The organism is Jiangella anatolica, assembly GCF_003236295.1.
Classification (GTDB): Bacteria; Actinomycetota; Actinomycetes; order Jiangellales; family Jiangellaceae; genus Jiangella; species Jiangella anatolica.
Window position 1 is genome coordinate 16,073 of the sequence record NZ_POTW01000083.1, and the last position, 15,060, is coordinate 31,132.

Annotated in this window: 12 protein-coding genes; 8 read left to right on the forward strand and 4 right to left on the reverse strand. The window is 72.4% G+C overall.

Annotation, left to right across the window (positions count from 1 at the left end; translation table 11 throughout):
- Positions 1-24 precede the first annotated feature (24 nt).
- The gene (locus tag C1I92_RS25395) at positions 25-1,029 is read left to right on the forward strand and encodes a chymotrypsin family serine protease (protein ID WP_111257430.1); all 1,005 of its coding nucleotides are present in this window, start codon (positions 25-27) and stop codon (positions 1,027-1,029) included.
- 94 nt (positions 1,030-1,123) lie between these two features.
- A complete protein-coding gene (locus C1I92_RS25400) occupies positions 1,124-2,338 on the forward strand; it encodes a metallophosphoesterase family protein (protein WP_111257431.1) in 1,215 nt (404 codons plus the stop codon).
- Positions 2,339-2,344: 6 nt separating this feature from the next.
- On the opposite strand, the gene C1I92_RS25405 is transcribed toward C1I92_RS25400, so the two are convergent.
- Positions 2,345-4,303 carry an acetoacetate--CoA ligase gene (locus C1I92_RS25405; RefSeq protein WP_111257432.1) on the reverse strand — a complete coding sequence of 653 codons (1,959 nt, stop codon included), beginning with the start codon at positions 4,301-4,303 and terminating at the stop codon, positions 2,345-2,347.
- Between the two features lie 71 nt (positions 4,304-4,374).
- Between C1I92_RS25405 and C1I92_RS25410 the strand changes: the two genes are divergently transcribed.
- A complete protein-coding gene (locus C1I92_RS25410) occupies positions 4,375-4,977 on the forward strand; it encodes a hypothetical protein (RefSeq protein WP_146605280.1) in 603 nt (200 codons plus the stop codon).
- Between the two features lies 1 nt (position 4,978).
- Here the strand turns inward: C1I92_RS25410 and C1I92_RS25415 are convergent, their stop codons facing one another.
- Positions 4,979-6,262: a nucleotide sugar dehydrogenase gene (locus C1I92_RS25415; RefSeq protein WP_267896770.1), complete on the reverse strand. Its 1,284-nt coding sequence runs from the start codon at positions 6,260-6,262 to the stop codon at positions 4,979-4,981.
- Positions 6,263-6,423: 161 nt separating this feature from the next.
- Here C1I92_RS25415 and C1I92_RS25420 point away from each other — a divergent pair, with 161 nt between their 5' ends.
- Positions 6,424-7,563, forward strand: a complete 1,140-nt coding sequence (locus C1I92_RS25420; RefSeq protein WP_111257435.1) for an aminoglycoside phosphotransferase family protein — start codon at positions 6,424-6,426, stop codon at positions 7,561-7,563.
- A 4-nt stretch (positions 7,564-7,567) separates the two neighbouring features.
- On the opposite strand, the gene C1I92_RS25425 is transcribed toward C1I92_RS25420, so the two are convergent.
- Both C1I92_RS25425 and rfbB read right to left on the reverse strand, forming a co-directional pair.
- Positions 7,568-9,682 (reverse strand): FG-GAP-like repeat-containing protein, encoded by a 2,115-nt coding sequence (locus C1I92_RS25425; RefSeq protein ID WP_111257436.1) that lies wholly within the window; start codon positions 9,680-9,682, stop codon positions 7,568-7,570.
- 24 nt (positions 9,683-9,706) lie between these two features.
- Positions 9,707-10,681 carry a dTDP-glucose 4,6-dehydratase gene (gene rfbB, locus C1I92_RS25430; protein WP_111257437.1) on the reverse strand — a complete coding sequence of 325 codons (975 nt, stop codon included), beginning with the start codon at positions 10,679-10,681 and terminating at the stop codon, positions 9,707-9,709.
- 47 nt (positions 10,682-10,728) lie between these two features.
- Between rfbB and rfbA the strand changes: the two genes are divergently transcribed.
- From rfbA to C1I92_RS25450, 4 genes are read left to right on the forward strand one after another with little or no spacing between them, the layout of a single operon-like run.
- On the forward strand, positions 10,729-11,601 hold the full coding sequence (gene rfbA, locus C1I92_RS25435) for a glucose-1-phosphate thymidylyltransferase RfbA (protein WP_111257438.1): 873 nt from the start codon (positions 10,729-10,731) through the stop codon (positions 11,599-11,601).
- Complete coding sequence (rfbC, locus tag C1I92_RS25440) at positions 11,598-12,224, forward strand: dTDP-4-dehydrorhamnose 3,5-epimerase (protein ID WP_111257439.1); 627 nt, start codon at positions 11,598-11,600, stop codon at positions 12,222-12,224. The genes rfbA and rfbC overlap by 4 nt, the downstream gene beginning before the upstream one ends.
- A gap of 35 nt (positions 12,225-12,259) precedes the next feature.
- Positions 12,260-14,554 (forward strand): CehA/McbA family metallohydrolase, encoded by a 2,295-nt coding sequence (locus tag C1I92_RS25445; protein WP_111257440.1) that lies wholly within the window; start codon positions 12,260-12,262, stop codon positions 14,552-14,554.
- Complete coding sequence (locus C1I92_RS25450) at positions 14,554-14,937, forward strand: hypothetical protein (protein ID WP_111257441.1); 384 nt, start codon at positions 14,554-14,556, stop codon at positions 14,935-14,937. Before C1I92_RS25445 ends, C1I92_RS25450 begins: the two co-directional genes overlap by 1 nt.
- Positions 14,938-15,060 lie beyond the last annotated feature (123 nt).

The window sequence follows — 15,060 nt, forward strand, 5'->3', positions numbered from 1 at the left end:
TTGCAGGGAAAGGGTGGGTTTGGAATGAAGCTTCTCAACGTACTGGCTCCGGTCGGCCTCGCGGCGGCCGCGCTGGTCGCGAATCCGGTGCTGGCCGGGGGCGTCCCCCCGGACGACGACCCGTTCAGCATCGCCGCGGTCGCCCCGCTCGAGCGGTCGGCCGACACCGAACGGACGGTCAAGCAGTTGTGGAACACGCGCCATTCGTGGGCCGGCGAGTTCGCGTCCGACATCGAGTTCGTCCACAGCACCGACGACGTGATCTATGTCCTGGTCAGTGACAACGTCGCAGGCGTCCACGACGCGCTGCCGGCCGACGTGCGACCGCACACGACCGTCATCCACGGCGGGGTCGCCGACGCCGCCGGCTCGCCGACCAGTGACCGCGGCGGCTGGACCGGCGGCAACCACATCTACTCCACCAACGGCGTCGGCGAGACGACCGGCTGCACGCAGGGCTTCACCTGGCGCAGCTGGGCGACCGGCGCCGTGCTCGGCAGCACCGCGCTGCACTGCTACCAGGACGACGACAGCCCGTTCATCGAGTGGTACCACGACGGCCGCCACCTCGGCACGCGGACCCAGGCCGGCACCCTCAACAATGACGTGGTCCTGCTGCGGCCGGCGCCGGGGACGTCGTTCAACGCCAGCATCTGGGTCCACCTGCCCGGCGGCGGCGTCGAGGAGCGCGTCGTCACGGGCGCCGGGGCGAACGCGCTGCACACGCCCATCGCCTTCTACGGGCGGACGTCCGGCGGCGGCGACGGCGAGATCACGGCGAGGAACCACCCGGGCGCCGGTGAGATGACCACCGACGCGATCGAGGTCCGGCCCGGCGACTCCGGCGGCCCGGTCTACTCCACCTATCGCGACGGCACGGTCCAGGCGCGGGGGACCGTGAGCAGCCTCACGTACACCGACACCAACCGGAACGGCGAGTACGACAACGGCGAACCCGTCACTTCGATGATCTTCATCGACGCCACCTACACCTCGGGCAACCTCGACGCGTCGATCTACGTGCCGTAGCCGTTCATCCGCTCCTCACCATGCTGTCGGCTGCTGGTGCCCGCCGCTGGCTACCGTCCCCGCTGACCCATCCGTCAGCAGAGACGAGGCGCCGATGAGCGAGCACCAGCAGTCGAACGAGCAGCAGAGCGAGGCCGGGCCCGGCTGGGACCGCCGCGACTTCGTCCGGATGGGTGGGCTGGGCACCGCGGCCCTGGCGCTCGGCGCCACCGGCGCGCTGGCCGGGGCGGGCCCGGCCGGCGCCGCGGACGAGGACCGCCCGCTGCGGTTCAAGGCCGACGGCACGTTCAAGATCGTCCAGTTCAACGACACCCAGGACGACGAGCGGATCGACCGGCGCACGATCGAGCTCATGGAGAAGGTGCTCGACGCCGAGCAGCCGGACCTCGTCGTCCACAACGGCGACAACATCACCGGCGGCTGCGCGAACGCCACCGAGATGAAGCAGGCGATGAACAACATCGTCCAGCCGATGGAGTCGCGGCAGATCCCCTGGGTCATCACCTACGGCAACCACGACGAGGACTCCACGCCGGAGACCGGGATGGACGAGGAGGACATGCTCGCCTTCTACCGGTCCTACGGCTACAACCTGAACCAGCCGAGCCCGAAGGGCGTCACCGGCAGCGGCAACATGAACCTGCTGATCCGCGGCGCCCGCGGCCAGCGCCCGGCCTTCGGCCTGTTTCTGCTCGACAGCGGCCGCTACGCGCCGGACACCATCGCCGGGCAGGACTTCTCCGGCTACCCCGACTGGGACTGGCTGCGGATGAACCAGGTGCACTGGTACACCGAGACCTCCGAGCTCGTCGAGAAGCGGGCCGGACACAAGGTGCCGGCGCTGATGTTCATTCACATCCCGCTGTGGGAGTACCGCTTCATGTGGTTCGCCAGCGTCGACAGCCGCACCGACGCCGACCACGCCCGCGCCGTCGCCAAGCACGGCATCGTCGGCGAGCGCAACGAGGACGAGTGCCCCGGCCCGTTCAACTCAGGCATGTTCTCGGCCATCCTCGACCGCGGCGACGTCCGCGGCGTGTTCTGCGGCCACGACCACGTCAACACCTACGTCGGCAACTACTACGGCGTCATGCTCGGCTACGCGGGCAACACCGGCTTCGGCACCTACGGCCTCAGCGGAGCCGAGCGCAACCGGCTGCGTGGCGCCCGCGTCTTCAACCTCACCGACCAGGGCGAGGACGTGGACATCGAGACGCACATGGTCTTCGCCGCCGACTTCGGCATGGACCTGACCGCCAACGACCAGAGCGTGGACCCGCTGCCGCTGCCGGGTGGCCGCCGCAAGTAGCCCGGGTCAGCGGGCGGCGAGGGTGACGAACGGGTCGAGGGCCGCTGGGTTGCGTAGTGCCTCGCGGCTCACGGCCTGGTCCGGCGCCACGCCGGCGAGGATCCGCTTCACCGGGACCTCGCACTTCTTGCCCGTCAGCGTCCGCGGCACGTCGTCGACCACGAGGAAGCGGTCGGGGACGTGCCGGGGCGAGAGCTCGGCCCGCAGCGTCGCCCGGAGCGAAGGCTCGACCTCGGCCAGAGAAGCGCCGGGGGCGAGGACGAGGAAGCAGAGCAGCTCGCCGTCCGTCACGGTCGCGCTGGAGGTGTCGATGACCAGGGAGTCCAGCACCGCCGGGTGGGACTCGACGACGCGGTAGAACTCGGCGGTGCCCATGCGGACGCCGCCGCGGTTGAGGGTGGAGTCGCTGCGGCCGTGGATGACGGCGGAGCCGCGCGGCGTGATCGTCACCCAGTCGCCGTGCCGCCACACGCCGGGGAAGTCCTCGAAGTAGGCCGCCCGCAGCCGCGAGCCGTCCTCGTCGCCCCAGAAGGAGACCGGCATGGACGGCATCGGCGCGGTGAGCACCAGCTCGCCGACCTCGCCGATGACGGGGTGCCCGGCCTCGTTGAACGCGGCCAGCGCGGCGCCGAGCGCCGGCCGGGACAGCTCGCCCAGCCACACCGGCACGTCCGGCGCCGGGCCGACGAACGCCGTGCAGGCGTCGGTGCCGCCGGAGAGGCTCGCGATCTGAACGGACGGGCCCAGGTTGCGGCTCAGCCAGCGGAACCCGTCGGTCGACAGCGGCGCACCCGTGCTCCCGACGGCGCGCAGCGACGGCAGCGCCGACGGGTCCAGCGTCAGGCCGTCCTTGAGGCAGGCCTGCACGAACGGCGCCGACGTGCCGAACACAGACACCCGCTCCTCCGCGGCCAGGTCCCAGAGCGACCGCAGCGACGGGTGGCCCGGGCTGCCGTCGAACAGCACCACCGTCGAGCCCACCAGCAGCCCGCCGACGAGGAAATTCCACATCATCCAGCCGGTCGTGGTGAACCAGAAGAACCGCTCGCCGGGCTTGAGGTCCAGCTGCAGCCCGGCCGACTTCAGATGCTCCAGCACGATGCCGCCGTGCCCCTGCACGATGCCCTTCGGCAGCCCGGTCGTGCCGGACGAGTAGAGGACCCACAGCGGGTGGTCGAACGGCACCGGCTCGAACTCCAGCGCCGCGCCCTCGTGCTCGGCCAGCAGGTCGTCCCAGGCCAGCGCGTTGGGCACGGCCGAGCCGCCGAACGGGAACGCGACGACGGCGCGCAGCGTCGGCAGCTGCGCCCGCAGCGCCGCCACCGTCGGCCGGACGTCGACCTGCTTGCCGTTGTAGACGTAGCCGTCACAGGTGACCAGAACGACGGGCGAGATCTGGGCGAACCGGTCGGCCGCCGCACGCACGCCGAAGTCGGGGGAGCACGAGGACCACACCGCACCCAGCGAGGCCGTCGCCAGGAACGCGACCAGCGTCTCCGGCGCGTTCGGCACCAGCGCGGCCACCCGGTCGCCGCGTCCGACGCCGGCCGAGACCAGCGCCGCGCGCACGGCCGCGACCTGCCGGCGCAGCTCGCCGAACGTCAGCTCCGAGCGCAGTCCGTCCTCACGCCGGAACACGACCGCGAGGTCGCCGTCGCCGCGACCGTCGCCGGCACGCAGCGCCTGCTCGGCGTAGTTGAGCGTCGCGCCGGGGAACCAGCGGGCGCCGGGCATGACGACGTCGGGCAGGACGTCGTCGGCCGGGGTGTGGAACGCGACGTCGAAGAAGCGGGCGATGGCGCCCCAGAACGGGCCCGGCTCGGCGACCGACCAGCGCCACAGCTCGTCATAGTCCGCGGCGTCGACCAGACCCTCGTCGCGCAGCCAAGCCCGGAACTCGGCCATCCTGCTCCGTGCCACGGCGGCGGGATCGGGTCGCCACACGACCTCGGCGTCGTCGGTCATGCCGGACAACTTAACGCAACCGGTTCCCGGCCTCGTGACGTCCCATAGGCAGGGCACTGGAGGGCGGGCCGATGGGCAGATCGCGGCGGTGGGCCGGAACGCTGGCGGTGGCCGGGGCTCTGGTGTGCGCGTGTGGCGCCGGCGGGGAACCGCGGGACGAGGTGATGGCGGCGCCGTCCGAGGAGGCGCCGAGCTGGCAGGACCGGGTCCTTCCCGACCGGCCGGCCGTTGACGAGCCGACTCCGGCGGTGCTCACCACCGCCGGACTGGTCAGCGAGGTGTTCGCCGACCCGAGCCTGGAGGAGGTCTGGGCCCAGTACCACTACACCGACGACGGCGGCCGCGTCGTGCTGAACCTGGTCGCCGGCTGGGAGGACATCGTCGGCGACGAGGTGCGGGAGCTGATCGCGACCGCCCCCGCGCCGGTGGAGGTGCGCGAGGTCGAGCACAGTTTCCACGAGCTCATGCAGCCGGCGCTGGACATCATGTTCGCCGGCGGCGACGTCGACCTCGCCGGCGCCGCGCTGACGTCGGGGTCGATCGACCCCGAGCTGAACGCGCTCGTCATCGGGATGACGGAGGTCAGCGAGGCCTCCGTCACCGCGGCCGTCGAGACGTTCGGGCCGGACGTGTACGTCCGTCAGGAGGGGCAGGCGCAGTTGCTGAGCGACTGACTCACATGTGCTCGACGGCGTCGCCCAGCGGGGTGATGCCGCGGGTGTCGAAGACCCGCTTCGCGGTCTTGGCGATGACCTCGCCGTCGTACTCGCTGTGCGGCTGCAGGACGACGGTGAGGTCGGCCGTGGCCAGCGCGGCGTCGAGGTCGGGCACCGAGGCCAGCTCGGCGTCGTCGACCCGCCAGACCGGCACCCTGGGGTCGTGGAAGACGACGTTCGCGCCGAGCGAGATGAGCCGCCTGGCCAGCGGGACGGCGGGCGACTCGCGCTGGTCGGCGATGTCGGGCTTGTACGTGACACCGAGCAGCAGGATCGTCGAGCCGTTGATCGCCTTGGCGTCGGTGTTGAGGATGTTCTGGATGCGCTGCACGACGTACGCCGGCATGGTCGCGTTGATCTCCTGCGCCAGCTCGACGAAGCGGAACGGGTAGCCCAGGCGCACCCGCACGTTGTGGCTCAGGTAGTTCGGGTCGATCGGGATGCAGTGCCCGCCGACGCCGGGGCCGGGGTAGAACGCCTGGAAGCCGAACGGCTTGGTCTTGGCCAGCCGGATGACGTCCCACAGGTCGATGCCCAGCTCGTGGCAGAACCGCGCCATCTCGTTGACCAGCGCGATGTTGACGTGGCGGTAGGTGTTCTCGAGCAGCTTCGCGGTCTCGGCCTCGCGGGTCCCCTTGGCCTCGACGACGGTGTCGACGAAGCGGCGGTAGAACGCGGCGGCCCGCTCGGTGCACTCCGGCGTCTGCCCGCCGACGACCTTCGGGGTGTTGCGCATGCCGAACTTCGGGTTGCCCGGGTCGATCCGCTCCGGCGAGAACGCCAGGTGGAAGTCGCCGCCGGCGACCAGGCCGGAGGCCTCCTCCAGCATCGGCCGGACCACCTCGTCGGTGGTGCCTGGGTAGGTGGTGGACTCCAGCACCACCAGCATGCCGGCGGACAGGTGCCGCCCGACGGTGGCGACCGCGGCCTTGACGGCGCCCAGGTCCGGCCCGCCGTCGTCGGACAGCGGCGTCGGCACGCAGATCACGATCGTGTCCGCGCCGTCCAGGGCGGCCTCGTCGGCGCTGGCGCGGAAGCCAGCCGCCAGCATCTCGGCGATGTCGGCGTCGGAGAGGTCGTCGACGTGCGACCGCCCCTCGTTCAGGCCTTCGATGACATGGGTGCTCACGTCGAAGCCCATGACCCGCAGGCCCGACCGGCTGGCCTCCTGTGCCAGGGGCAAGCCCACGTATCCCAGTCCAACTACCGCGACATCTGCCGACACTGCTGTGTTCCCGTCCATGCGACTACGTGAGATCACGCCGCGCCCGCGTGACCGGACGACTTTACAGCAGGTAGGTTTCCGCGACGTGTCGCGCCGTGGCGGCCGAAGATGAGAACACTCTCATCCGGATCCCGGCAGAACCCGGCTGAACTGTGACGTTGCACTCGGTAGCATGCCGGATGCCTGTCGCCACTTCGGACATCTCCGACACGGTCCGGTCGCTCGGCTGGGCCGCCGCGATCGAGCGGACGGCGGCCAGCCTCCCGGCCGCTCGAGGTGTCGCGCGGCTGCGTCGCCGGCACTTCTTCCACGACGAGCGCGTCGCCTTCTCAGCGCTGCTGGACCCGGCGGCGGTCCCGTCCCGCGGCCTCTTCGTCGACCAGCTGACGGGCGCGTCGGTGCTGGTGGGGACGGCCGCGCCGACGGTGCGCTCGGCGGCGGCCGCCGACGTCGTCATGGTCGGGGCCATGCGCGCGGCCGGTCAGCTGCGGTTCCGCGCGTTCTACCTCAGCGACGCCGCACGGACGCTGGCCGTCCAGCAGCGGCTCGTCCCGGACGTGCCGACGCCGTTGGTTGCGGGTATCGAGCACCAGCGCGGGCTGGTCGGCCGGACACCGTTCGCCGTCCCGCGGATCCTCGAGCACGGGCACGCCGGGACCGGCCTCGGCGGGCAGGCGGTCGCGGACTGGGTGGTCGAGGAGACGCTCGACGGCGTGCCGATCGGCCCGGCCGACGCGGAGCGGACGGTCGCCGAGCTGCTGGAGCTGCTGGCCGAGACCTGGCAGCGCCTCGGCGTCACGCACGAGGGACTCGACGGCGACGAGCGGGAGAACGCGCTCACCGCGTTCGCGTCCCTGGTCGACGACCCGCCGCTGGGCGCCTGGCCGGACGGCCTGGACCCACACCGGACGTGGTCGCGGGTGCGCTCCGCACTGGAGGACACCCGGCCGCTCACGACGGGGCTGAGCCACGGCGACGCCGGCGTGGGCAACGTGCTCCGGCTGGCCGACGGCCGGCTCGCGCTGGTGGACTGGGAGTTCGCCGGCTACCGGGCGGTCGCGCACGACGTGGTGAAGGTGCTGAAGTCCGCGCCGGACCCGCTCGCCCTGGCCGCGGTGGCCGAGGCGCCGCCGTCCCTGCGGCCCGCGCTCACAGCCGCCGGCGCCGTGCCCTGGCGGCAGCAGCTCGCCGTCGCGCTGGTGCTGTTCCTCAGCGGCTGGCGCAACCGGCACCTGCGCGCGGTCGCCCGCGGCAGCGTCAAGGCGAACAACCGGCGCATGCGGATGATGCTCGCGATGCTCGACGACCTGCTGCCCTGAGCGGTCACGACGGCGGCAGCTTGGCCCGCGGCGAGCAGGCGACCGTGAACCCGGACCCGCTGCTCAGGTGGTACCGCCACAGCGACTCGTCGCCGCACTGACCGCGGTAGCCGAGGTCCGCGTCGCCGTCGCCGTCGACGTCGCCGACGGAGAGGCCGTAGTGCGGCGTCGAGCCGTCGGCGGCGGGCCGGAACGAGTCGCCCCAGGCACGCACCTCGAAGCCGTCGTCGCTGCTGACGTGGACGCGGAAGCACGGCGCGCGGTCCCGTCCGCAGGCGCCGCGATAGCCGACGTCGTCGCGGCCGTCGCCGCTGAAGTCGGCGACCAGCAGCCCGTACGCGTCGGACTCGGCGGTCCAGGAGGCGTCGTCGCCCCATGGGCGAGCCTGAAATGTCTCGCCGTCGCTGCCGAGCATCCGCCAGCACGGTTCGCCGGCCGCGCCGCAGGCGCCGCGGTAGAGCAGGTCGTCGCGGGCGTCGCCGTCGAAGTCGCCGACGTGCACGCCGAACCGGTCCGTCTCGTCCGTGACCGGGCCGACCCGGCCCCAAGCGACCGGCTCGGCGAAGCCGTCGTCGCCGGCCAGCGCGACCCGCCAGCACGCCCGCTGGTCCGGGCAGCTGCCCGCCCAGGCGAGGTCGTCGCGGCCGTCGCCGTCGAAGTCGCCGGTCCGGACGCCGAACCGGGCCGCCAGCTGGGCGCCGCCGAGCGCGGCCGGCCACTGCTCGACGTCGACGCCGGGCCCGGCGCTCAGGTGCGCCCGCCAGAACGGGTCCTCTCCGTCAGGGCGGACCAGCTGGACGAAGTCCTCCCGCCCGTCGCCGTCGAAGTCGCCGCGCCGCAGGCCGGCGAACGGCTCCTCCCACTCCGGCACGGCGCCGCACCCGCTCGTCCGGACCCCGCCCACGTGCGACACCAGTTCCGCACTCGGGTTCCCCTCGATGCAGAACGCCGCGGCCCGGTCCGTGGAGACCGAGATCAGCCCGCCGTCGACGAACGCGTTGCCGCCGATGAACACGTCGCTCTCCGGTGCGCCCTGCGCGCCGAGGATCTCCGTGTCGCGCCAGTACGTCACCCCGCAGTAGTGCCGGCAGCCGGTCGCGCCGAGCATGTCGATCGTGTTGTCGCGCAGCGACACCCGCCGGAACACCTCGGGCATGCCTCGGCTCGCGTAGACGTAGCTGAGGATGCCCGACGAGCGCAGCCGGTTGCCGACGACGAAGGTGTCGGTCTGGTTGCGCAGCTTCATCGACCCGCCGGCCGGCGAGGCGTCCCAGCCGTCGGCGCGGTTGCCGACGATCGACAGCCGCCGGCTGCCCCACGCGTACAGGCCGTGGTCCTGGCAGAACGAACACCCGGCCGGCGCGCCGATGCCGGGCGTGCGCCGCCACACGTTGCCGTCGACGACCACCTCGTCGTTGCCCCGGCCGGTGGCGAGGTCGTGGCCCCAGACGTTGATCGCGGTGCGGAACCAGCCGTCGGGCACGGCCGGGTCGAGGTCGGCGGTCGTCCCGAACCACGAGTCCTTCACGACGGTGTACCGGGTGCTGTCGGCGACGACGCCGCGGCCGGGGTGGTCGCGGTCGCGGAGGAACTCGCAGCCGTCCACCGTCACCCCGCTGGTGTGCCGCAGCAGCACGTACGCGACGCCCCACTCGCTGCCGCTGCGCCCGTTGCGGAACGTGCAGTCGCGCAGCGTCACGTCGGCGACGGACTCGTAGTCGTCCGAGCCGGTCAGCTCGATCCGGACGTCGTCGAAGGTCAGCCCGCTGATGGTGACGTCGTGGAGCTCGTCATGCGCGAGCGTGACGCCCTGCCGGCCGCTGCCGCGCAGCACCACCTCGGCGCCGTCGGCGGCGGCGTAGTCCCGGTCCGACGCGAACGTGACCGGCCGGTCCAGCACGTACTCGCCGGCCGGGAAGACGACGGTCTGGCCGGGCTCGGCAGCGTCGACGGCGGCCTGGATCGCGGCCGCGTCGCCCCGGCCGGAGGCGCGGAAGACGCCGACGTCCACCGTCTTGGACGCGGGCTCACGGACCCCACGCGCCGCGTCCGGCTCACCGAAGAGCCAGCCCGGCGCCCAGGCTGGGAGCAACGCCGCCGCCAGGATGACACCGAGCATCCGCCGCAAACCCGAACCTCCCGATCAGCGGTTCTTGAGCGGCTCCCACCACGACCGGCCGTCGCGGTACCAGGCGACCGTCGCGGCCAGGCCGTCGGCGAAGTCCTGCCGCGGCGCGTACCCCAGCTCGGCCCGGATCTTGCCGTCGTCGACGGAGTAGCGGCGGTCGTGCGCGAGCCGGTCCTCGACGTGGTCGACGCGGTCCCAGCCGGCGCCGCAGGCCTCCAGCAGCAGGCCCGTGAGCTCCTTGTTCGTCAGCTCGCGGCCGCCGCCGATGTTGTAGACCTCGCCGGACCGCCCGCCGGAGCGGACCAGCTCGATGCCCTGGCAGTGGTCGTCGACGTGCAGCCAGTCGCGCACGTTCAGCCCGTCGCCGTACAGCGGCACGTTCAGCCCGTCGAGCAGGTTCGTGACGAACAGCGGGATGACCTTCTCGGGGTACTGGTACGGCCCGTAGTTGTTCGAGCAGCGCGTGACGGAGACCGGCACGCCGTGGGTGCGGTGGTACGCCAGCGCGACGAGGTCGCTGCTCGCCTTGCTGGCGCTGTACGGCGAGTTCGGCTCCAGGACGTGGTCCTCGGTCCACGAGCCGGACTCGATGGAGCCGTACACCTCGTCGGTGGAGACGTGCACGAACCGCTCGACGCCGTGCCGCCGGGCCGCGTCCAGCAGCGTCTGCGTGCCGACGACGTTGGTCTGCACGAACGCCGCCGCGCCCTGGATGGAGCGGTCGACGTGGCTCTCGGCGGCGAAGTGGACGACCTGGTCGGCCGCGGCGACGAGCTCGTCCACCAGGCCGGTGTCGAGGATGTCGCCCTTGACGAAGCTGAACCGCGGGTGGTCCGCGACGGGCTCGAGGTTCGCCGGGTTGCCGGCGTAGGTCAGCTTGTCCAGCACGACGACGTCGGCGCCGTCGAGGCCCGGGTAGGCGCCGGACAGCGCCTGACGGACGTAGTGCGAGCCGATGAAGCCGGCCCCGCCAGTGATCAACAGCCGCATCTCGTCCCCTCCGAGCGTGTCGCTTCCGCGGGCTATCGTAGGCGCTCATGCGAGGCATCATCCTGGCCGGAGGCTCGGGAACCCGGCTGCATCCGCTCACCGTGGCGGTCAGCAAGCAACTGTTGCCGGTGTACGACAAGCCGATGATCTACTACCCGCTGAGCACGCTGATGCTGGCCGGCATCCGCGACATCCTCGTCATCACCACCCCGCATGACGCGACGCAGTTCACGTCGCTGCTCGGCGACGGCTCCGACCTGGGGATCTCGCTCAGCTACGCGCAGCAGCCGAGGCCCGAGGGGCTGGCCCAGGCGTTCGTGATCGGCGCGGACTTCGTCGGCTCCGACCACGTCGCTCTGGTCCTCGGCGACAACATCTTCTACGGCACCGGTCTGGGTACCCAGCTGCGCAAGTACACCGAGATCGACGGGGGGCTCGTTTTCGCACAGCACGTCGCCGACCCCACCGCGTACGGCGTGGTGGAGTTCGACGACGGCGGCCGCGCGGTCAGCCTGGAGGAGAAGCCGGCCCGGCCACGCAGCAACTTCGCCGTCCCCGGCCTCTACTTCTACGACAGCGACGTCGTCGAGATCGCCCGCGGGCTGACGCCGTCGGCGCGCGGCGAGCTGGAGATCACCGACGTCAACCGCACCTACCTCGACCGCGGCGCGCTGCACGTCGAGGTGCTGCCCCGTGGCACCGCCTGGCTCGACACCGGCACGTTCGACAACCTGATGGCCGCCGGCGAGTACGTCCGCGTCATCGAGGCGCGGCAGGGCCAGAAGATCGGCTGCCCCGAGGAGGTGGCGTGGCGCCAGGGGTTCATCGACGACGACCAGCTGCGCGCCCGCGGCGAGGCGCTGGCGAAGTCCGGCTACGGCGACTACCTCATCGGCCTGCTCGACGGGGCGCCGGTATGAGCCCGAAGGTCGAGCCGCTGGCGGTGCCCGGCGCCTGGGTGGTGACGCCCCAGCAGTTCGGCGACGATCGCGGCGTGTTCCTGGAGTCCTTCCGCGGCGACCAGCTCGCCCCGCACGTCGGCCACCGTCCGGACATCGTCCAGACCAACCTGTCCGTCTCGGCCGCCGGCGTGCTGCGCGGCATCCACTTCGCCGACGTCCCGCCCAGCCAGGCCAAGTACGTCACCTGCGTGGCCGGCGCCGTGCTGGACGTCGTCGTCGACATCCGGGTCGGCTCGCCGACGTTCGGTGCCTGGGACTCCGTGCTGCTCGACGACGCCGACCGGCGGGCCGTCTACGTGGCGGAGGGCCTCGGCCACGGGTTCCTCTCGCTGGCCGACGGCTCCGCCGTCATGTATCTGTGCACGGCGTCCTACGCGCCCGGCCGCGAGCACGGGATCGACCCGCTGGACCCGGAGCTGGGCATCGAGTGGCCGGCGACGGACCGCGACGGCCGCCCGATCACCCCGATCCTGTCGGACAAGGACCGCGACGCCCCGTCGCTGGCCACGGCACGTGCGTCCGGCCTGCTGCCGGACCATGCGGCCGTAAAGGAGTTCTACGCGCGGCTGGCGGCACAGTAACGTCGGCGGGAAGCCCCCGGCCGACAGGAGGACCTGTGTCCGAGCCCGCCGCCCAGCCCCTGTTCGCCTCCGCGACCCGCGCCGTGCACGTGTTGCGCGACCTCGGCGACCCGCTGCCCGCCGACGTGACCGACCGGCTGGCGAAGCTCGCCGACGACCCCGTCACCGCCGAGATCGAGGCGCTGCTGCGTCCGTACGTGCTGGCCGAGGTCAGGGTCGACGAGCACGCCGGCACGGTCACGCGGGCCGGCGCCGCGCCGCCGCGGCTGGTCCAGCACGGCTGGCGCAGCTTCCTCGTCCGGGTCGTGAACCCGCATCGGATCGAGGGCCGGCTGCGTGGCACGACCCCGGGTGTGCACGGCGTCATCGACCAGCACAGCCACTCCGCCCGTATCGCGCTGCCGGACACGCTGGACAGCGTGCCGCGGATCAGGGAGGCCTGGCTGCAGACGCGGCTGGCGACGTCCGGCGAGCTGTCCGGCCTGGAGGCGGAGTACCAGGTCATCAGCGCGTACAGCCGCGACGCCGGGCCCCGCTCCGCCCGGCTGGCGTTCACGCTGGCGGTCGAGGACCGGCCGCCGAGCCTGACCCGCCCGGCCGGGAACCAGGCCGCGATCCACATGATGATGAGCGCGACGGAGTACGGCGCGGCCATCGAGTTCGAGAGCCGGCCGGCGCGGGAGATCCGGCTGCACGTCCGCGAGCCTGACGGCGGCAGCTCGATGGCCGCGGTGACGGTGCGCGACGGGCACGGCCGGTCGTACCCGTCGACGGCGATGCGGCTGGCGCCGGACATGTTCTTCCACGAGCACGTCTACCGGGCCACCGGGGAGACCATCGTGCTGCCGGACGGCGAGTACGAGGTCTCGGTGCGACGCGGGCCGGAGTACCGCGAGGTCACCCGCTCCGTCCGGATCGAGCCCGGCACCGACGCCGTCGAGCTGCGGCTGGACCGCTGGGTCGACCCGGCCGCGCGCGGCTACTACTCCGGCGACCCGCACATCCACGCCGGCGGCTGCTCGCACTACAACGTCCCGAGCGAGGGCGTCACGCCGGAGACGATGATCCGGCACGTCCGCGGCGAGGGCCTGTGGCTGGGCAGCGTCCTGACCTGGGGTCCCTGTTACTACCACCAGAAGCAGTTCTTCAGCGGCGAGTCGATCAGCCCGCCGGCGCTGCTGGAGAACGAGGCGATGCAGCAGGCGCAGGGCATGACCTGGTCGCCGCGGCCCACCGACCGCGACGACGAGAGCGCGCTGCGCTACGACGTCGAGGTGTCCGGCTTCCCGTCCAGCCACTCCGGGCATGTCATCCTGCTGGGTCTCACCGACCAGGACTACCCGGGCACGCAGCTGATCGAGGACTGGCCGTCCTGGAACCTGCCGATCATGCGGTGGGGGCGAGCACAGGGCGCGCTGACGGGGTACGCGCACTGCGGGCTCGGGCTGGCCTCGGGCACCGACGAGCTGCCCAACCACGTCATCCCGGCGTTCCAGTCCATCGGGTCCAACGAGATCATCGTCGACGTGCCGCTGGGCGCCGCGGACTTCCAGGCCGGCGCGGAGGTGGCGCCGGCCGCGGAGCTGAACATCTGGTACCACCTGCTCAACGTCGGCTACCGCACGCTGATGCTGGGCGAGACCGACTACCCGTGCATCTACGACGACGGCCCAGGGGTCGGGCGCACCTACGTCCGGCTGCCGTCGCCGCCGCGGGGGCCGCGGGCGCTGGAGGCGTGGCTCGACGGTCTCCGCTCGGGCGCGTCGTACTTCGGCGACGGCCGCAGTCACGTGTTCGACCTGGCCGTCGACGGTGACACCGCCCGCGAGCAGCGCGTCGACGGGCCCGGTCCGGTCCGGGTGACGGCGGCCGTCGCGGCCTGGCTGCCGCCGTCGCCGCCACCGCCGCCGGAGCCCGGCCGCCCGTCGTACAGCGCGCCGGTCGGCTGGCACCTGGAGCGGGCCCGCGTCGACGGGACCCGCGAGGTGCTGCTGGAGCTGGTGGTGAACGGCGTCGCGGTGGCGTCGCGGCGGGTCGTCGCCGACGGCGTGGAGCGGCCGGTCGAGTTCGACGTCACGCTGGAGCGCTCGTCCTGGGTGGCGCTGCGGATCCTGCCCAGCGTGCACACCCAGCCGATCTTCGTCGAGGCCGGTGACCGGCCGATCCGCGCGTCGAGGCGCAGCGCGCAGTGGCTGCACGACTCCGTCGACGCGCTGTGGAAGGCGAAGTCCGGGTTCATCCGCGAGGCGGAGCGGGCCGGCGCCCGGGCCGCCTACGACGAGGCGCAAGCCGTGTACCTGACCCGCCGGGACGAATGCGAGGCCGAGTGATGAGCCGCCACTGCTGCGAACCCGCCGACACGTCGGCGCCGATCTCGGTCACCGTCAACCCGGAGGCCAGGGTCAACGTCGCCCGCACCGCGACCCGGCTCGGAACCCTGGCGCCGGGCGTCTGGCACCCGATCGACGTCACCATCGTCAACGAGGGCTACGTGACCGGTCCGCTGGCGATCGAGAGCTCGCCGGTCGACGGGGTGGAGCTGGAGCTGCCGGTGCACGAGCTCACCGGCGCGCCGCGGCAGGAGGGCGGCATCCGGGTCCGGTTCGACGCGCCCGCCACCGTCGACGTCACGCTGACGTTCCGGTCGCTGGCGTCGCTCGGCGGCCTCGCCCAGCACAGCACGCTGAGCCTGCTGCTGCGCTCCGGCTACTAGCCTCGGGCTTTCACGTCTCTGGGGTCGTGTGCGGCGTGTGATGCACGGAAGTGCCTGTTCAGCGCGGGATTCTTGGCTTGTCGAAGGTCAAGATCCGCCGCGTTGAAAGGCACTCCGTAGGTG

Coding starts and splice junctions, on each gene's coding strand:
- rfbA (WP_111257438.1), top strand. CDS start 10,729: ATGCGAGGCATCATCCTGGCCGGAGGCTCGGGAACCCGGCTGCATCCG.
- C1I92_RS25420 (WP_111257435.1), top strand. CDS start 6,424: ATGCCTGTCGCCACTTCGGACATCTCCGACACGGTCCGGTCGCTCGGC.
- C1I92_RS25415 (WP_267896770.1), bottom strand. CDS start 6,262: ATGGACGGGAACACAGCAGTGTCGGCAGATGTCGCGGTAGTTGGACTG.
- C1I92_RS25405 (WP_111257432.1), bottom strand. CDS start 4,303: ATGACCGACGACGCCGAGGTCGTGTGGCGACCCGATCCCGCCGCCGTG.
- C1I92_RS25400 (WP_111257431.1), top strand. CDS start 1,124: ATGAGCGAGCACCAGCAGTCGAACGAGCAGCAGAGCGAGGCCGGGCCC.
- rfbC (WP_111257439.1), top strand. CDS start 11,598: ATGAGCCCGAAGGTCGAGCCGCTGGCGGTGCCCGGCGCCTGGGTGGTG.
- C1I92_RS25410 (WP_146605280.1), top strand. CDS start 4,375: ATGGGCAGATCGCGGCGGTGGGCCGGAACGCTGGCGGTGGCCGGGGCT.
- rfbB (WP_111257437.1), bottom strand. CDS start 10,681: ATGCGGCTGTTGATCACTGGCGGGGCCGGCTTCATCGGCTCGCACTAC.
- C1I92_RS25450 (WP_111257441.1), top strand. CDS start 14,554: ATGAGCCGCCACTGCTGCGAACCCGCCGACACGTCGGCGCCGATCTCG.
- C1I92_RS25395 (WP_111257430.1), top strand. CDS start 25: ATGAAGCTTCTCAACGTACTGGCTCCGGTCGGCCTCGCGGCGGCCGCG.
- C1I92_RS25425 (WP_111257436.1), bottom strand. CDS start 9,682: ATGCTCGGTGTCATCCTGGCGGCGGCGTTGCTCCCAGCCTGGGCGCCG.